The organism is Streptomyces sp. NPDC002446 (assembly GCF_053595675.1).
Genome location: NZ_JBSFYC010000027.1, coordinates 79,765 through 95,327 on the forward strand (window position 1 = coordinate 79,765; position 15,563 = coordinate 95,327).

Genomic DNA, 15,563 nt, shown 5'->3' on the forward strand with positions numbered 1-15,563 from the left:
CGGGTGACCATGAGTGCTCTGACCCCGCGCCCGCTTTGACTGCTGATTCGGTGGACCGGTACAGGCCGTGCCGCGCCGCGATCCACCCCCGACGGTTGTGCGGTGTTGTGTGGTTCGGCCAGGCACGGCTGGTGCTCGGCTCGTGCCCGCGGAGCCTGGGCAGTGGTCGAGGGGGGCGACGCATTTCCGGTCGAATAGGGGCGAGCGCCGATGCTGAATATCTCATGCCGCAACTGCAGAAATGGCCACTGGTGCGGTAAGGGTTTTTTGCCCTCTCGAAACCGTCGGGATCATGTGCCGCGCATGGCCGCCAGTACCGTGCTACCGTCGATCTCAGTTGCAGTTGTGATTCCCAAGACTTCAAGCGTGGTCGCTGTCGTACATGGCGGAGCGCTTTCGTATTTCCGGTGTTTATTTCCGGACGGGCAATCAACGCAGCGACACGGAGCCCGCATGGTGTGGGCTCCGGGCACTGCCCCGAAGGAGATATGACATGGCTACTGGCACTGTGAAGTGGTTCAACGCGGAAAAGGGCTTCGGCTTCATCGAGCAGGATGGTGGCGGCGCCGACGTCTTCGCCCACTACTCGAACATTGCTGCCCAGGGCTTCCGCGAGCTGCAGGAGGGCCAGAAGGTGAACTTCGACGTCACGCAGGGCCAGAAGGGCCCGCAGGCCGAGAACATCGTTCCCGCCTGACGCTGACGCGTACACCGTAGCTGGGGCCCGCACCTTGGGTGCGGGCCCCAGCTCGTTGCTTTTCGGTGTTTCCCGTGTGCCCCGCAACGGCCGCACAAGCGGCGTGCGGGCAGCGAGTTCGATTTCCCGACCGCTATCCCGCGACGGGCAATCCGCCCGGATCCATGATCCGGCAACTGCTTCGCTCTTCTTTGCGGCGTTGCCGGTCCCGCTTCGGCGTGCAAGGGGCGAAATATTTCCGCCCCGCTTCGTTTCATTTCATTTCATCGGTTCGTTCTGGCGATTCTTGTGTGCGGCTTATTGCCACTGGGAATTCCTCGACGTACCGCATCGAGGAAGGTTCTCCATGAACCGCACAGCTCGCACGAATGACCGCTACTCCCGCTCTGCCGGCTCGTCAGGCTCAGGCCGCGGCGGCTACCGTTCCGGTGGGCCGAACCGCTCGGGCACGGGCCGTTCCGGGGGCCCCGGACGGCGTCCCGCGACTCTGCAGGGAGAGTTCGCCCTGCCCGTCACCCGCACTCCCGCCCTGCCCCCGGCCGAGGCTTTCGCCGAGCTGGACATGCCGCCGGCACTGCTGGCGGCCCTCGGCGCGGAAGGCGTGTCCGCCCCGTTCCCCATCCAGGCCGCCACGCTGCCGAACTCGCTGGCCGGACGCGATGTTCTCGGCCGCGGACGCACCGGATCGGGCAAGACGCTGGCCTTCGGCCTGGCCCTGCTGGCCCGCACCGCCGGACAGCGCGCCGAGCCCCGCCAGCCGCTGGCCCTGGTCCTGGTCCCCACCCGGGAGCTGGCCCAGCAGGTCACCGACGCACTCACCCCCTACGCCCGGTCGCTGAAGCTGCGGCTGGCCACCGTCGTCGGCGGGATGTCGATCGGCCGGCAGTCCAGCGCACTGCGCGGCGGCGCCGAAGTGGTGGTCGCTACGCCGGGACGGCTCAAGGACCTCATCGAGCGCGGTGACTGCCGCCTGAACCAGGTCGCCATCACCGTGCTGGACGAGGCCGACCAGATGGCCGACATGGGCTTCATGCCTCAGGTCACCGCTCTGCTCGATCAGGTCCGTCCCGAGGGGCAGCGGATGCTCTTCTCGGCCACCTTGGACCGCAACGTAGACCTCTTGGTCCGGCGCTACCTCACCGACCCGGTGGTCCACTCCGTCGATCCCTCGGCGGGCGCGGTCACCACGATGGAGCACCACGTACTGCACGTCCACGGTGCCGACAAGCACGCCACCACCACCGAGATCGCGGCCCGCGAAGGCCGGTCGATCATGTTCCTGGACACCAAGCACGCCGTGGACAACCTCACCAAGCACCTGCTGAACAGCGGCGTGCGCGCCGCGGCCCTGCATGGTGGCAAGTCCCAGCCCCAACGCACGCGCACCCTGGCCCAGTTCAAGAGCGGACATGTCACCGTCCTGGTGGCCACCAACGTTGCGGCCCGCGGCATCCACGTCGACAACCTCGACCTCGTCGTCAACGTCGACCCGCCGAGCGACCACAAGGACTACCTGCACCGCGGCGGACGCACCGCCCGCGCCGGCGAGTCCGGCAGCGTCGTCACCCTCGTCCTGCCCAACCAGCGCCGCACCATGAATCGCCTGATGGTGGACGCGGGCATCACCCCGCAGTCCACCCAGGTCCGCTCCGGCGAGGCCGAACTGAGCCGTATCACCGGAGCCCAGGCACCCTCCGGCATCCCGGTCACCATCGCCGCACCAGTCGTCGAACGCGCCAAGCGCAGCGGCTCCTCCACGCGCGGCCGCCGCAGCCGCCCCGCCCAGGCCCGCCGTGCCGCAGGATCATCCCGAACCGCGACACCGACGGCGCGGCAGACCTCCTCGGCCCGGGCCGCCTAGGCCGGTCCCGGACGATCACGCCCAGCTCGTCGGATCACCATCGTCACGGAGGCTTTCGTTGATGCTTCAGAGCTCACCCCCAGGCGGACTGCTCCGGCAAGGCAGCCGGCGACGTCATGACGTCGCCGGGACCACAGGTCGGCGACGACATGATCGTCGACCTGGCGCTGTCCGTCCTCATCGGGGCCCGTGCCGACGATCTCCTCGTCCGTGACGAGGACGGGCGATGTACGGGCCTGATCACCCGTTCCCAGATGACAGCCCACCACCAAGGGCACGACGCCGAACGCGCCATGCGCCAACGCGCGCTGCGGGCCTCACCCGTGATCGGTGAGGACGGGCACGCCCTGGGCGCCGTCGTCCTCACCCGTTGATACCTCTCCGCCCGGGCCGGTGATCCGTTTCCGGCTTCTCTTCGACCTTGTAGAGGCACTATGCGCGTCGTCATCGCCGGCTTCCCCTTCAACCTGCTCAAGACCGAGGTGCAGGATGCGATGAAGGGCATCAAACCCGAACCCGTCACGGGTGAGTCCGTGCTCATCGGCCGCCGCCATTACCCCGTCAAACAGGTCGGGGAGATCATCACCCGGCAGGACCGTCGTGACTTCTCCGCCGGCGAAGTGACCCGAGCTCTGAGCCGCCTCGGCTTCGTGTGCCGCCCGGCTGCCGCGCTCGTGCCACCGACCGGTCTCACACCACTGGAGACGGCGTCGGCCTTGCTGGGGCACCCGGCCCGAGCCTGACCGGACCGCTGTGGCAATGCAGGCCCGACGGTCCGAAGGAGGACGGAAGCTGTGTCCCGCGACGCCGCCGAATCCGGAAGTGTGTCCCTCGCCCCGGTGAGGGGAGAACGTGCTCCAGCCGGCCAACCCCGCGGAGCGCGTACTCCGTCACCGCCTTGCTGCTGTTCGGGACGAGCGCCATCTCCCTCGCCGTCTGTTGACCACAGCAGATGTCCTGGCGCGTGGGCCTCGTCCGTCCCACGTCCCGATGGCCCGCCCGGCTCCCGGTGAATCAGAGGCGCGGAGCCTCGGACGCTGCCGCGAGATCAGGGCATACCCCGACCGTGGCGCTCAACCCGGTTGGCGTCAGGCTGACGGCGAACAGCTCCGGCGACGATATCGACGGAGCTCGTCTGCGTGGTTGCTGTGGGTCGGCTGTGACTCCGGCCTGTCCGACGGCGACTGAACGTCCCCGGGGCGCGGCGGCCGTGCGCGGGCGCGGAAGCGGAGTTCAGGCGTCGGTCTTGCGGCGGGGCCCGGAGGGCGAAGCGCGCAGTTCTTCGTTGATGCGCTGAGCTTCGTCGAGCTGGTCTTCGAGGATGATGATGCGGCAGGCGGCTTCGACGGGGGTTCCCTGGTCGACGAGTTCGCGGGCGCGTGCGGCGATACGCAGCTGGTAGCGGGAGTAGCGGCGGTGGCCGCCCTCGGAACGCAACGGCGTGATCAGCTTGGCCTTACCGAGGGCCCGCAGGAAGGCGGGGGTGGTGTCGAGCATTTCGGCGGCTCGACCCATGGTGTAGGCGGGGTAGTCCTCGTCGTTGAGACGATCGTGAGAGTTTTCTGCGGTCATTTGCACCTCTGATGGGGGAATGCATCGTGGGGCCCTGGTGCCGAACACGCACCAGGGCCCCGAGGGATTGAACACCATCTGCCGGCTTACTGTGGTGCCGGCTTTCTGTTTCCGCACCGTCGCCCGGGAGAGGGCGGGAAGTGCGGGGATCGCGGATGTGTGACCGGGGACCACCTTCCGTTCCGGGGCCTGCGGTACCCGAGCGGACTCACTTCCTCGCCCGGGCGATCCTGATGGTGTCTGCCTCCTTATCTTCCTTCTGTCGTCCTGCTTACTACTGCAGATCCTGCGATTCCGCTCGCGGTCCCGGGGGCCGCCCGGCCCGGCAGTCAGTCGCGGGGCCCACCTGCATACCTTTCGGCCCCGCGACTCCACTGCCGTGCCTCTTCTGGCACCGCACGCGCGGCAGTTCGACCTCTGCCGCGCCTTTCGATCTCTTGGCTACGACGAAAAGCCTAAACCTCGAGAGGCTGCATGTCTACCACCGCCATGACAGATTTTCTGTCAAGGTGGTGGCCGAGCTTCTGTCATCCGCGCCTGATGGAAACTGCACCAGGAAGTGCGTTGTCCGGGGTGTGGGAACCGAAGGGGCGGGCACACTGCCTGTCACGGCAAAAGGGCGCAACAGATCACAGGTGGGGTGTACGCGCATGAACGGCATGAAGATCACCAGCGCCGCCCCTCATCCCGTGTCGACCGTGGTGCGGGGCGAAAGCCCGGACAGCATCCACCGAGCCCGCGAGGCGACCCGCGCATTCACTGACAACCTCACTCCAGCACCGGATCCCGAGCGCACGGACACCTTCCTCCTGGTGGTCTCCGAACTCGCCACCAACGCACTGCGCCACGGCGGTGGCCGGTACACCCTCCAACTCTTTGCCGGCCCGGACACGCTGAACGCCGCGGTCAGCGACCTCAGCTCGGCGGCCCCCCGCGAACGCGCACCTGATCTCAACGGCGGCGGCGGTGGCTTCGGCTGGCACATGGTCCGCCACCTTGCCAGCCACTTGGCCATCACCCCCGCCCCCGGAACCGGCAAAACCATCCATGCCCAACTCCCCCGGTAGCGGGGCCTGTCGGCGAGCTGTGCCGATGCCCTCGGGCCTCGCTGGCGTCTGATGGTCTTCCTCGGTGCGCGGAGCGATGCTCAAGGGCACGATGGTCCGCGCCGGCCAGCCGTCTGAGAAGGCCGCGCTGATCTACCAGCACTGGGACCCTGAACGGCAACAGGAAGTGGCGAGCGGACTGGACGACCTCGTGCGGGCTGCCCGCAGCAAGGCGGATCAGAAGCCTTCTGGTGCGGATCTGGTGCGCGACGCCTGAACTGGTCCAGACAACAAACAAGGCCCAGGTCGCCGACCTGGGCCTCAACTATGGAGCGGGTGACGGGAATCGAACCCGCGCTCTGAGCTTGGGAATCAGGGGGCTTTCGGGTGCCGAATGGCGTCCTGACCAGCGAAGACGCCGCGGCTGGGACGGGCGTGCCCGGTTGAATCTCTGGCCCTTGTTGACCGTGGTCTACCGGTCTATCTGGCACGGCACTGGCACGGTGGGCGATGCGGCCCCGGAACGGAGGCATTCCCGCAGGGGGCGGCTCGCGACGCGCCACGGGCACTGCTGCTGACTGGTGATCCGGCGCCGGCGCCACTGGCTGTGACCATCAAGACGACTGTCTATCCGCGATCTGAACGTGGCGTGGCGGTGCCGCCTGAGGTCGCTTCGGCTTTCGGGTGGAGGACGCCGCGGGCCTGCTCCGCGGCGCGGGTCATGCTCTCGTTGACGAAGTCGAGGAAGCGGGCGACGCCTTCGAGGCGGGCGGCAGCCGGGGTGTCGGGGCCGAGGATGCTGACGCCCTGCCGTGCGGTCTCGATGACCAGGGCGTTGGACCGGGCGCTGGCGATCATCCCCTGGTACCAGACGTCGTCGTCGACGATGTAGCGGTCGCGGCGGCGTTCGTCGCGTTCCCGGCGGACGAGGCCCTGGCTTTCGAGGAGTGTGATCGCTTTGGAGATGGACGCCGGGCTGACCTGGAGGCGCTGGACGAGTTCGGAGGCGGTGAGGCTGCCCGCGTCGGTGGTGTAGAGGCAGGTCAGCACCCGGGAAGTCATCTTGGGCAAGCCCGATTGCATGATGACGGTAGTGAGCGTCTCCTCGTACTCGTGCACGGCCTCGGCGTCGCGTCCGTCGGTCTGCACGGGCGCCTCCGGCCCCCTGGGCGCGGCCTGCCTGCGCAGGCGGGCGCGGCGTTCGGTAGCGCGGTGGGCCAGGTCGGCGCGGTAGGCGGTGGGGCCGCCGTTCCGCATGACCTCACGCGTGATCGTGGAGGTCGGACGGTCGAGCTGTCTGGCGATCTCCGCGTAAGCGAGGCTGTCGGCCAGCCCCAGCGCGATCTGCCGGCGTTCCTGCTGGGTGAGTCTGCCTCCCGGCATCGTGACCTCCTTCGTGCTCCTTGATGCCTCCAACATAGCGTTCACTCTCTATCTATTGCAACGAAAGAGTAGCGCTCGTTGCATTGAATTCGAAATTGTTGCAACGATATTCCAGCCTCTACCTGCGTTGATGGCGATTTGACGCAACGAACTTGTTGCTGGACTTTGGAATGCAGCGTAGCGTTTCCTGCATCCGAAACAACGAGTCGCAGGAGAGCACGATGCAGAAGTTCGACACTCCCGCCCCGGTCTCCGCCGTCCTCGACATCCCCGCGGGACGCGTCCGGTTCATCGCCGCCGACCGGGCCGACACCACGGTCGAGGTCCTGCCCGCGGACGCCTCGAAGGGGCGCGACGTGAAGGCGGCGGAGCGGATCACGGTCGAATACGGCGACGGCGTCCTGCGGGTCGCGGCCTTACCGGCGGAGAACCGGATCCTCGGCAACTCTGGATCCATCAAGTTGACCGTCCAGCTGCCCGCCGGCTCCCGCATCGAGGCGAAGGCGGCCAGCGCCGAATTCCGGGGCGTCGGACGGCTCGGCGACGTCGCCTTCGAGGGCGCGCACGGCTCGGTCAAGCTCGACGAGGCCGAAAGCGCCCGCCTCACCCTCGCCGCCGGCGACATCTCGGTCGGCCGCCTGGGCGGCCCCGCGGAGATCAGCACCCAAAAGGGCGACCTCCACATCGCCGAGGCCGTGCGCGGCACGGTCGTGCTGCGCACCGAGGCCGGTGGGATCTCGGTCGGCGCCGCCCGCGGAGTCTCCGCCGCACTGGACGCCGGCACCGCCTACGGCCGGATCCATAACGCGCTCAAGAACACCGACGGCGCCGCGGGCCTGAACATCCACGCGACCACCGCCTACGGCGACATCACCGCCCGCAGCCTCTGACCCGCCGTGCCGGGAGGCATCCCGCACAGCGAACGCAGCACGGCCACCGCCCTGGACGCGCTCGCCCTCGGCGGCCGGCACAACCTCACCGCAACAACCACCCACGCAACCCATAAGGAGCACAGCCATGTCCCTCATCCTCACCGGGCAGGACCGCCCGGAGCTGCAGAAGGCCATCGAGGAGATCGTCGAGTCCGGATTCGCCGGGGTGCAACTGCGCGTGCACGATGAGCGGGGCGAGTGGGTCGGCAGCGCCGGGGTGCGCAAGCTGGGCGAGAGTGCCAAGCCGCCGACCAACGGTCACTTCCGGATCGGCAGCACCACCAAGACCTTCGTCGCGACCGTGGTGCTGCAACTGGTGGCCGAGGGCAAGATCGGGCTGGACAGCCCGGCCGATGACTACCTGCCCCGGTTCGGGCTGGACCGGCGGATCACGGTGCGGATGCTGTTGCAGCACACCAGCGGGCTGTTCAACTTCACCGGCGAGTACTACGAGGACGGGACGGTCGTGCCGGGGATCCCCTGGCAGGGCCAGGAGTGGGTGGACAACCAGTTCCACACTTACCAGGACGAGGAGCTGGTACGGCTGGCGTTGTCCAAGCCGGCGCGGTTTGAGCCGGGGACGGACTGGAGCTACTCCAACACCAACTACGTGCTGGCCAAGTTGCTGATCGAGGAGGTCACCGGCCGCTCGTTGGCAGAGGAGATGCAGCGGCTGATCCTGCGGCCGCTGGGACTGTCGGGCACCGTGGTGCCGGGCGCCTCGCCGGAGATCCCCGAGCCGCACGCTCACGGCTACTACCGGTACGAGCACGCCGGCCAGTGGAAGGTGGTCGACGTTACCCGCTTCAACGCCTCCTGGATCTCCGCCGCTGGTGACATGATCTCGACCACCGAGGACCTCCACACCTTCTTCTCCGCGCTGATGAGCGGCAAGCTCCTGCCGGACTCGCTGCTGGCCGAGATGCGCACGCCGCACCCCAAGAGCGGCGACCACCGCTACGGCCTCGGGCTGTTCGTGCAGGACACGGACGGCGGCGGCACCATCTTCCACCACAACGGCGGCTTTGGTGGGGCGACGCTGATGTACAGCACGCCCGACGGCAGCAAGACCCTGACCGCCTCCCTGACCACCGGGGACGCCGAGCTCGACTTCGCCGCCACGGCCGAGGCGTTCCAGAAGGCGCACCAAAGGCTTGTCAAGGAGGTGTTCTGCAGCGGGCAGGCCGAGGCGGCTCACGAGGCGGCCGAGTCGGCTCAGTAGACGGGGCCGAGCAGCGCGAACCGGGCCACGCCAAGCTCACTGAGCTCGGCGTGGCCGTTCCACACGCGCGGACCTGCATGCGCCTGCGGCCGGGTCGGCCGAGCGATAAAGGCACAACCGGCTGTCAGGGCCGGGCTGACGGTTGGTCAGCCCGGCCCTCGTCGCGCTGTCCCGGGCTTCGGTGCAGAGACGGGGCGGGCGTCGATGAGGCGGGCCAGCTCATTCAGGGTGAAGGAGCGGAAGAAGTGCCTGGGGTCGGAGAGCAGGTGGCCGACCAGCCACAGCACCGCATCGACGTAGTCGTGGTGCTCTCGGGCCAGTTGGTCCAGGAGAGCATCCATGGGGCGGCTGCCGGAAGGCCGTCCGGTGCCGCTGTCTTGAGCATGGATTTGGAGAGGACGCTGCCTGTGGCGTGGAGTACCTGTGGGGTGAAGATCCGTACGGGGATGTCGGTCGGCGGCGTGCCGAGCAGTGCCAGGGCGCGGTCCACGGGTTGGACGGCGTATGCCCAGTCGCTGCCCTTGAGGACCAAGGACACAGTCTCGGCGTCGGTCGCCAGGGTGCGTTCCTTGATCACGTTGCGGTACAGCACGGGCAGGTCGAGATAGCCGCTGCCCTGGACGTCGAGGAGCAGCTCGTGGGCGCCGTGGAAACGGCATGTCGCGCCGAACAGTGCGCCGCGCTCGTCCAGGCGGAGGAGGCGGGTGCTTTCGAGTTCCGCCTCCTGTTCTGCCTCCTGCCAGCCGCAAGTGGGGCAGGGGAGGCGGGGCTGGAGCGTGCCGGTGGAGGGGGCCAGCCACCATCGCAGGTTCTCCCGCAGCGTCTGGCTGTGCAGGAATTCCGTCCTGAACGCCTGGGATGCTTGCTGGTCGGAGTACGTCTCGATGGAATAAGGGACGCCGGTCGCGGCTGACATGCCGTCGAGGAGCGGGCGGTAGTGCGCGTCGATCAGCTTGGCGACGGCGTCCGCGCCGAGTGCGTGGACGTAGGTGCGGCGATAGGTGCGCCCGGTTACGGGGTCGGCTGCCTTCTCGTACTCCGCGTTGTCCAGCGCGATGAAACGCACGGCGGTGTCGGTGGCCCAGGTGCGGTGGGCCTGCTGGGCGAGCAGGAAAGCGGCGGCTTGGACGAGGGCGGTGCCCAGGTGCGGCGATCCGTTGATCTGCGTCCCTACGACGCATGCGATCCGACGCGGCTGCACCGACCCCACCTGGGCGCGGATCAGGTCGAGGACATGTGCCAGAGAAGTCCCGAGGATGCCGTTCGCCGTAATGGGGAGCAGTTCCTCATCAGGTTCGCTCACGCGCCAACCTCCCGCAGAACAGGCAGAGTTACGGCTCCTGGGATCGTAACGGAGGCTGCCTCAAAGTCGGCTATGACCACGCAACAACCGGGTCAGGAGGTTCGTCGTGGCCAGGTTCCGAGGAAGGCTTGTGTGGAGTGCCCTACTCTCAGCAGAGGCCGCTCAGGTCGTGGCGCCAGCCGGTGAGCCGGCGCCGTACATCGTCTGAGGGTGCTCTGTTCGGGGCTCCCGCAGGCGCGGTCGATGAGGAGTATGGAACGGCGCCGCATGAGACGGCTCGCAGAGGGGCGTCGTCTACGACAGCTCCGGTGCGCCACTCCCGTGTTCGCGGGCGCATCGTTGCAGGCGGCCCAGCGGCCCAGCGGCCCAGCGGCCCAGCGGCCCAGCGGCCCAGCGGCACATGGCGCAGGCCACAAAAATTTCGTCTCGCGATTCGCGATGACCACCCATCAGGTCGCTCCGGAGGGTCTTGCGGATGCCAACTCGGTGCGTTAATCGGTCCCTTATGGTGCGCGGATGGCGCGCGGCCGAAAAATGGTCTAGACAACAACTAAGCCCCAGGCCGCTGACCTGGGGCTTCTGTATGGAGCGGGTGACGGGAATCGAACCCGCGCTCTGAGCTTGGGAAGCTCATGTTCTACCATTAAACTACACCCGCGTAATCCCGCCTCGGATCGAGGGCGGAACATCGTCGCACACTCTACCCCATCGCCGCCTCGCGGTGCATTTGGCGTGCCCGGGCGGGGGTGCGGGGCGCTCGGCGAGGCGGGGGTGGGGCGTGGCGCGGGGGACGGCTCGGGGACGGCTCGGGGGGTGTCCGTGGGTGGGATGCGGGTGCGGGGGGCGGGAGTTGAGGCGTACGGTTGGGCGTCGGAGTGCCGCGTGTAGTGGCGCCCAGTTCATCCCCTAATGTGGCTTTTGTTGTCCACGCAGTTGGGAGAGGGACTTGATGGAGCGCACCGTCGTACGTTGTGCCGAGGGCCACGTGTTCAGCACCGCTTCGTTCCCCATGCAGACCACCGACCGGCTCGGTCCCGGACGGTTGTTGCGCTGCCCGCGCTGTGCTCGGCTGCGGCATTCGGTGCCCGTGGAGCACGCGAAGCGGTAGTAGCGGTAGTGAGGTCGTAGCAGGGGGAGAGTCGGAAGAAGATCGGAAGAAGAGTCGTAAGAAGAGATCGCGAGGTTGAGTGGTGTGGCCCGGTCCCCGGTGGGGGCCGGGCCCTCGTCGTGCGAGGGGGGTGGTGCGGGCGCGTATCCTCGTGTGCGTGCTTCTCTCAGACAAGGACATCCGGGCCGAGATCGACGCTGGTCGGGTGCGCATCGATCCCTATGACGAGTCGATGGTGCAGCCGTCCAGTATTGACGTGCGCCTCGACCGGTACTTCCGGGTGTTCGAGAATCACCGCTATCCGCACATCGACCCCGCCGTCGAGCAGTCCGATCTGACCCGTGAGGTCGTTCCGGAGGGGGACGAGGCGTTCATCCTGCACCCGGGTGAGTTCGTGCTGGCCTCGACGTACGAGGTCATCTCGCTGCCCGACGACCTTGCTTCCCGGCTGGAGGGGAAGAGTTCGCTGGGGCGGCTGGGGCTGCTGACGCACTCGACCGCCGGGTTCATCGACCCCGGGTTCAGCGGGCATGTGACGCTTGAGCTGAGCAATGTCGCCACGCTGCCGATCAAGCTGTGGCCGGGCATGAAGATCGGGCAGCTGTGCATGTTCCGGCTGACCTCGCCGGCCGAGCACCCGTACGGCAGTGAGCGGTACGGCTCCCGTTACCAGGGGCAGCGCGGTCCGACGCCGTCCCGTTCGTTCCGGAATTTCCACCGTACGCAGGTGTGAGGCGGCCGCGGGCGCGGAGCGGGCGCCGGCGCGTGTGGGCACAGGGATACAGAAGGTCTGAGAGAGATACGTGAGTGACGTGCGGGAGAACCTGACGTACGAGCGGTTCGGCGGGGCGATCCGCGAGCTGGCGCAGACGATCGCGGACGACGGGTACGAGCCCGACGTCGTGCTGTCGATCGCCCGGGGCGGAGTCTTCGTCGCCGGGGGCCTGGCGTACGCGCTGGACTGCAAGAACATCCACCTGGTGAACGTGGAGTTCTACACCGGGGTGGGGACCACCCTGGAGATGCCGGTCATGCTGGCGCCGGTGCCGAACGCGATCGATTTCAGCGAGAAGAAGGTGCTGATCGCCGATGACGTCGCGGACACCGGCAAGACGCTGAAGCTGGTGCGCGACTTCTGCCTGGAGACCGTGGCCGAGGTCCGCAGCGCGGTGATCTATGAGAAGTCGCACTCCCTGGTGAAGTGCGAGTACGTGTGGAAGCGCACGGACGACTGGATCAACTTCCCGTGGAGCGTCGAGCCGCCGGTGGTCCGGCGGGAGGGGCAGATCCTCGACGCGTGAGCGGGAGGTGAGCGGGCGTCGGGGGATCCGCGGGGACGCCCTCTGAACCGTCCGTGGGACCGCTTCTTGCGATGGGTGAACCGCCCTTCGGGGTAAGGGAGTCGGCTGTGTGCCGGCTCCCTTTTGCATGTTCTTACGCGTCTTCTTGCGCAGGGTCTTACGCCGTCTTGCGGATGTGCTTGCACAGGTTCTTGCGGGCGTTTGCGGGTGCTTGCGCGTGTTTCGGCCAATCGCGTTCCGGGTGTTCCGCACTTGCTTACCTGCGAGTAAAAACCGGCGGTAACAGCAGGTCGGCGACCGGAGGGGAGGCCCCAGGTGCGGGTGAGACGTGGGCGGCGGGGGAGAGCGAGGGGCGCGGTCCTGGCCGTGGCCTTGACGGTGGCATTCACCGGGGCGGTGGGCGGAGTGAGCCTCGCCGAGCCCCGTACGGGTACGGGCGGTGCCGCGGCCGGAACGCGCGCCGCCCCGCTGGCGCCCGCCCTGGAGAAGATCCGGGCGGAGCAGGCGGTCAAGCTGTACGGGGACCCGGCACAGCGGCCCCTGGAGGAGCGGAAGACCTCGTTGATCTCGCTGGGCGACAGCGAGATCTCGGGAGAGGGCGTCGGGACGTACGAGCCGGGGACGGACGGGCCCGACAACTGGTGTCACCGGTCGCCGGACTCGGCGATCCACCGGACCGGGATCGCGGCGGACGTGACGTACAACGTCGCCTGCTCGGGCGCGTACAGCGGCAACATCGTGATCGGCGGCAGCAAGCAGTACCCCGACGAGCTGGTGCAGAGCGACAGTCTCGCCGTCGCGGCCCGCAACACCCGGCTGAAAATGGTGCTGCTGGTGGCCGGGGCCAATGACGATCTGCAGTTCGGGCCGGTGATGACGGACTGCGTGCAGCGCTGGTTCCTGCTGCAGGGCACCTGCGAGCCGAAGTACCGGCCGGGCTGGCAGGCGCGGGTGGACGGGCTGGTGCCCAAGGTCGAGCGGACGGTCGGTGATCTGCGGACCGTGATGCGGGACGCGGGGTACGCGGACGGCGACTACCGGCTCGTGGTGATGTCGTACCCGAGCCCGATCGGGCCGGACGTGGAGGACAACCCCGGCTACCCGGGGAAGCTGCCGGGCGGCTGCACCGGCTACACCTCGGACGCGGGCTGGGGCCGCAACGCCGCGGTGCCGGCCTTCGAGCAGGGGGTGCGCAGGGCCGCGCGGGACACGGGCGCGACCTACCTCGACGCCTCGCGGCTGTTCCACGGGCACGAGGTGTGCATGGAGGACACCTGGGCCCGCGGGCTGTATGTGAACCTCTCCAACCCCTTCCCGCCGAACGCGAATTCGGTGCGGCAGTCCTTCCACCCGAACGCCCGCGGGCACGGCGCGTTCGCGTCGTGTCTGACCCAGCTGTACGCGGCGCCGTCGCTGCGCGAGGCGTCCTGCGCGGATCCGGCGAGCACGGGGCGGCCGAAGCTGTACGCGGGGGCCTGGGACGACGTGTACCGGCCGCTGACGAACGCCGGTACGGGCAGCTGTGTGGACGCGACGGGCGGCGCCAGCCGCAACGGCACGGCGGTCGGCGGCTGGGACTGCAACGGCCAGCGCCATCAGGACTGGTGGTACGACGGCGAGCAGGGGTCGGTGCACGTGGGACTGACCCAGGACCGGTGTCTGGACGTGCCGGGCGCGCGTTACGAGGCCGGGGCCGGGCTGGTGCTGTGGAACTGCTCGGGCGCGGCCAACCAGCGGTTCGTACGGGCGGACGGCGGGTCGATCCGGCCGGCCGCCGCGCAGTCGCTGTGCCTGACGCTGGGCGGGGCGAAGGAGCCGCTCAGGCTGCGGGCCTGTGACGGGTCGGCGGGGCAGCGGTTCGTCCGGGGCTGAGGCGGCAGCGCGCCCTGCGGCCGCCGTACGTCGAAGGGGCCCGTCCCGGAGCCGAGTGCTCCGGGGCGGGCCCCTGACGTGGCCGGGACGGGCCTACAGCGTGCCGAGCTTGACCAGGGCCAGCAGCGCCACCAGCTGGATCGCGGAGGCACCGAGCGCCTTGGGCCACGGCAGGTCGTGCGACTTGCCGACCATGGACGTCAGCAGATAGCCGCCCGCCAGCCAGGTCAGCCAGCCCAGGACCTGGACCATGGGGGAGTCGCCGCCGAGGAACATCGCGAACAGCAGCCGGGGCGTGTCCGAGACCGTCATGATCAGCATGGACAGGCCGATGGTCGGCTGCCAGGCGCCGTCGCCGCCGAGCTGGCGGGCCATGGTGTGGGTGACGGCGCCCAGGATCAGGCCGCCGATGATGAACATCACGGCGGTGATCAGCACCCAGGGGATGCTGTTGGAGAGCGTGGCGTTCAGCACGTCCTCGCGGGCCTTGTCGAAGCCGAAGACCGCGAGCAGGCCGTAGACGAACGTGACGATCAGGGCCGGGGCCCAGACCTGGTGGTCGCGCATCTGCCAGAACGTGGCGTCGGGGCGCAGCACGAGGCCGGACAGCAGCTGCTTCCAGTGCAGCCGGGGGCCGACCGGGGGCGCGGAGGTCTGGCCGGCGCGGTAGGTGCCGCCGGCCGCGTACTCGCCGTCGCCGTACTGGTCGGGGTGGGCGCCGTAGTCCGGGGCCTCACCGATGCTGAACTGCCGGGTGGCACCCGGGTTGTTGTCCTGGGCGTACGGCGCGTAGGACTGCTGCTGGGGCTCGTAGCCGCCGTCGCCGAAGTACTCCGGCTCGCCGTGCTGCCCCTGCGGCTGCCCCTGCGGTCCGCCGCCGTACTGCTGCGGTGCCTGCTGCCACTGCCCAGGGGACGGTGGGGGCTGCTGTCCGTACGGTCCCTGCTGTCCGTACGGAGCCTGCTGCCCCTGCTGCCCCTGCTGTCCGTTCTGCGCGGGGCGGGCATCCCGTCCGCGACCCATCCTGAATCCAGCCACGTCTTCGAAAGTACCTGGTCCGCGCGGAACGGGTGGCCGGGCCGGGGTGGTGGGCCGGGGTTTGCTGCTGAGCTGTGACATCCCCTAGATGATTGAGTCCGATGTTTGTGCTGGCCGCGACCATGGCGAAGGGCGTCCGTTGGCCTGAGTGTGACTTCTGGCTTGGACGCCCTTCTGGCGGCACTGTACGTGTTCATCGACGACCATGTGGCGCCGTGTCGCCGGATC

The 15,563-nt window shown here is 68.5% G+C and carries 14 protein-coding genes, 1 tRNA gene and 1 pseudogene; 11 read left to right on the forward strand and 5 right to left on the reverse strand.

All coding sequences use genetic code 11. The features are described 5' to 3' along the window. Window positions 1-493 precede the first annotated feature (493 nt). The 4 genes from ACWD6P_RS17695 to ACWD6P_RS17710 all read left to right on the forward strand — a co-directional run bounded on the left by ACWD6P_RS17695 (window position 494) and on the right by ACWD6P_RS17710 (window position 3,301). Window positions 494-697, forward strand: a complete 204-nt coding sequence (locus ACWD6P_RS17695; RefSeq protein ID WP_069775160.1) for a cold-shock protein — start codon at window positions 494-496, stop codon at window positions 695-697. Window positions 698-1,043: 346 nt separating this feature from the next. Next, window positions 1,044-2,558, forward strand: coding sequence for a DEAD/DEAH box helicase (locus tag ACWD6P_RS17700; RefSeq protein ID WP_451445011.1), 1,515 nt, complete (start codon window positions 1,044-1,046; stop codon window positions 2,556-2,558). A 116-nt stretch (window positions 2,559-2,674) separates the two neighbouring features. Further along, window positions 2,675-2,932, forward strand: a complete 258-nt coding sequence (locus ACWD6P_RS17705; protein ID WP_451445012.1) for a CBS domain-containing protein — start codon at window positions 2,675-2,677, stop codon at window positions 2,930-2,932. Between the two features lie 60 nt (window positions 2,933-2,992). After that, window positions 2,993-3,301 carry an SCO5918 family protein gene (locus ACWD6P_RS17710; protein ID WP_451445013.1) on the forward strand — a complete coding sequence of 103 codons (309 nt, stop codon included), beginning with the start codon at window positions 2,993-2,995 and terminating at the stop codon, window positions 3,299-3,301. 490 nt (window positions 3,302-3,791) lie between these two features. Here ACWD6P_RS17710 and ACWD6P_RS17715 read toward each other — a convergent pair whose 3' ends face one another. Next, window positions 3,792-4,130 carry a MerR family transcriptional regulator gene (locus ACWD6P_RS17715; protein ID WP_451445014.1) on the reverse strand — a complete coding sequence of 113 codons (339 nt, stop codon included), beginning with the start codon at window positions 4,128-4,130 and terminating at the stop codon, window positions 3,792-3,794. 659 nt (window positions 4,131-4,789) lie between these two features. Here ACWD6P_RS17715 and ACWD6P_RS17720 point away from each other — a divergent pair. Then, a complete protein-coding gene (locus ACWD6P_RS17720; RefSeq protein WP_451445029.1) occupies window positions 4,790-5,197 on the forward strand; it encodes an ATP-binding protein in 408 nt (135 codons plus the stop codon). Between the two features lie 70 nt (window positions 5,198-5,267). Continuing rightward, a pseudogene (locus ACWD6P_RS17725) lies at window positions 5,268-5,453 on the forward strand (tyrosine-type recombinase/integrase); the annotation flags it as partial. Window positions 5,454-5,803: 350 nt separating this feature from the next. Here the strand turns inward: ACWD6P_RS17725 and ACWD6P_RS17730 are convergent. Continuing rightward, on the reverse strand, window positions 5,804-6,559 hold the full coding sequence (locus ACWD6P_RS17730; RefSeq protein ID WP_451445015.1) for a helix-turn-helix domain-containing protein: 756 nt from the start codon (window positions 6,557-6,559) through the stop codon (window positions 5,804-5,806). A gap of 221 nt (window positions 6,560-6,780) precedes the next feature. Between ACWD6P_RS17730 and ACWD6P_RS17735 the strand changes: the two genes are divergently transcribed. Both ACWD6P_RS17735 and ACWD6P_RS17740 read left to right on the forward strand, forming a co-directional pair. Further along, a complete protein-coding gene (locus tag ACWD6P_RS17735; RefSeq protein WP_451445016.1) occupies window positions 6,781-7,449 on the forward strand; it encodes a DUF4097 family beta strand repeat-containing protein in 669 nt (222 codons plus the stop codon). A 127-nt stretch (window positions 7,450-7,576) separates the two neighbouring features. Further along, on the forward strand, window positions 7,577-8,713 hold the full coding sequence (locus ACWD6P_RS17740) for a serine hydrolase domain-containing protein (protein ID WP_451445017.1): 1,137 nt from the start codon (window positions 7,577-7,579) through the stop codon (window positions 8,711-8,713). 223 nt (window positions 8,714-8,936) lie between these two features. Here ACWD6P_RS17740 and ACWD6P_RS17745 read toward each other — a convergent pair whose 3' ends face one another. Both ACWD6P_RS17745 and ACWD6P_RS17750 read right to left on the reverse strand, forming a co-directional pair. Further along, entirely contained in the window at window positions 8,937-10,016 is a 1,080-nt protein-coding gene (locus ACWD6P_RS17745) for a hypothetical protein (protein ID WP_451445018.1), read from the reverse strand. Window positions 10,017-10,600: 584 nt separating this feature from the next. After that, window positions 10,601-10,674 (reverse strand) — tRNA-Gly (locus ACWD6P_RS17750). A 607-nt stretch (window positions 10,675-11,281) separates the two neighbouring features. On the opposite strand from ACWD6P_RS17750, the gene dcd reads away from it, so the two are divergent. From dcd to ACWD6P_RS17765, 3 genes are all read left to right on the forward strand, one after another. Further along, window positions 11,282-11,857 carry a dCTP deaminase gene (dcd, locus tag ACWD6P_RS17755; protein ID WP_393485405.1) on the forward strand — a complete coding sequence of 192 codons (576 nt, stop codon included), beginning with the start codon at window positions 11,282-11,284 and terminating at the stop codon, window positions 11,855-11,857. Between the two features lie 70 nt (window positions 11,858-11,927). After that, window positions 11,928-12,425 (forward strand): phosphoribosyltransferase, encoded by a 498-nt coding sequence (locus ACWD6P_RS17760; RefSeq protein ID WP_451445019.1) that lies wholly within the window; start codon window positions 11,928-11,930, stop codon window positions 12,423-12,425. Window positions 12,426-12,791: 366 nt separating this feature from the next. Then, the gene (locus ACWD6P_RS17765; protein ID WP_451445020.1) at window positions 12,792-14,297 is read left to right on the forward strand and encodes a ricin-type beta-trefoil lectin domain protein; all 1,506 of its coding nucleotides are present in this window, start codon (window positions 12,792-12,794) and stop codon (window positions 14,295-14,297) included. Between the two features lie 93 nt (window positions 14,298-14,390). Here the strand turns inward: ACWD6P_RS17765 and ACWD6P_RS17770 are convergent, their stop codons facing one another. After that, window positions 14,391-15,320, reverse strand: a complete 930-nt coding sequence (locus ACWD6P_RS17770; RefSeq protein ID WP_451445030.1) for a Yip1 family protein — start codon at window positions 15,318-15,320, stop codon at window positions 14,391-14,393. Window positions 15,321-15,563: the final 243 nt, after the last annotated feature.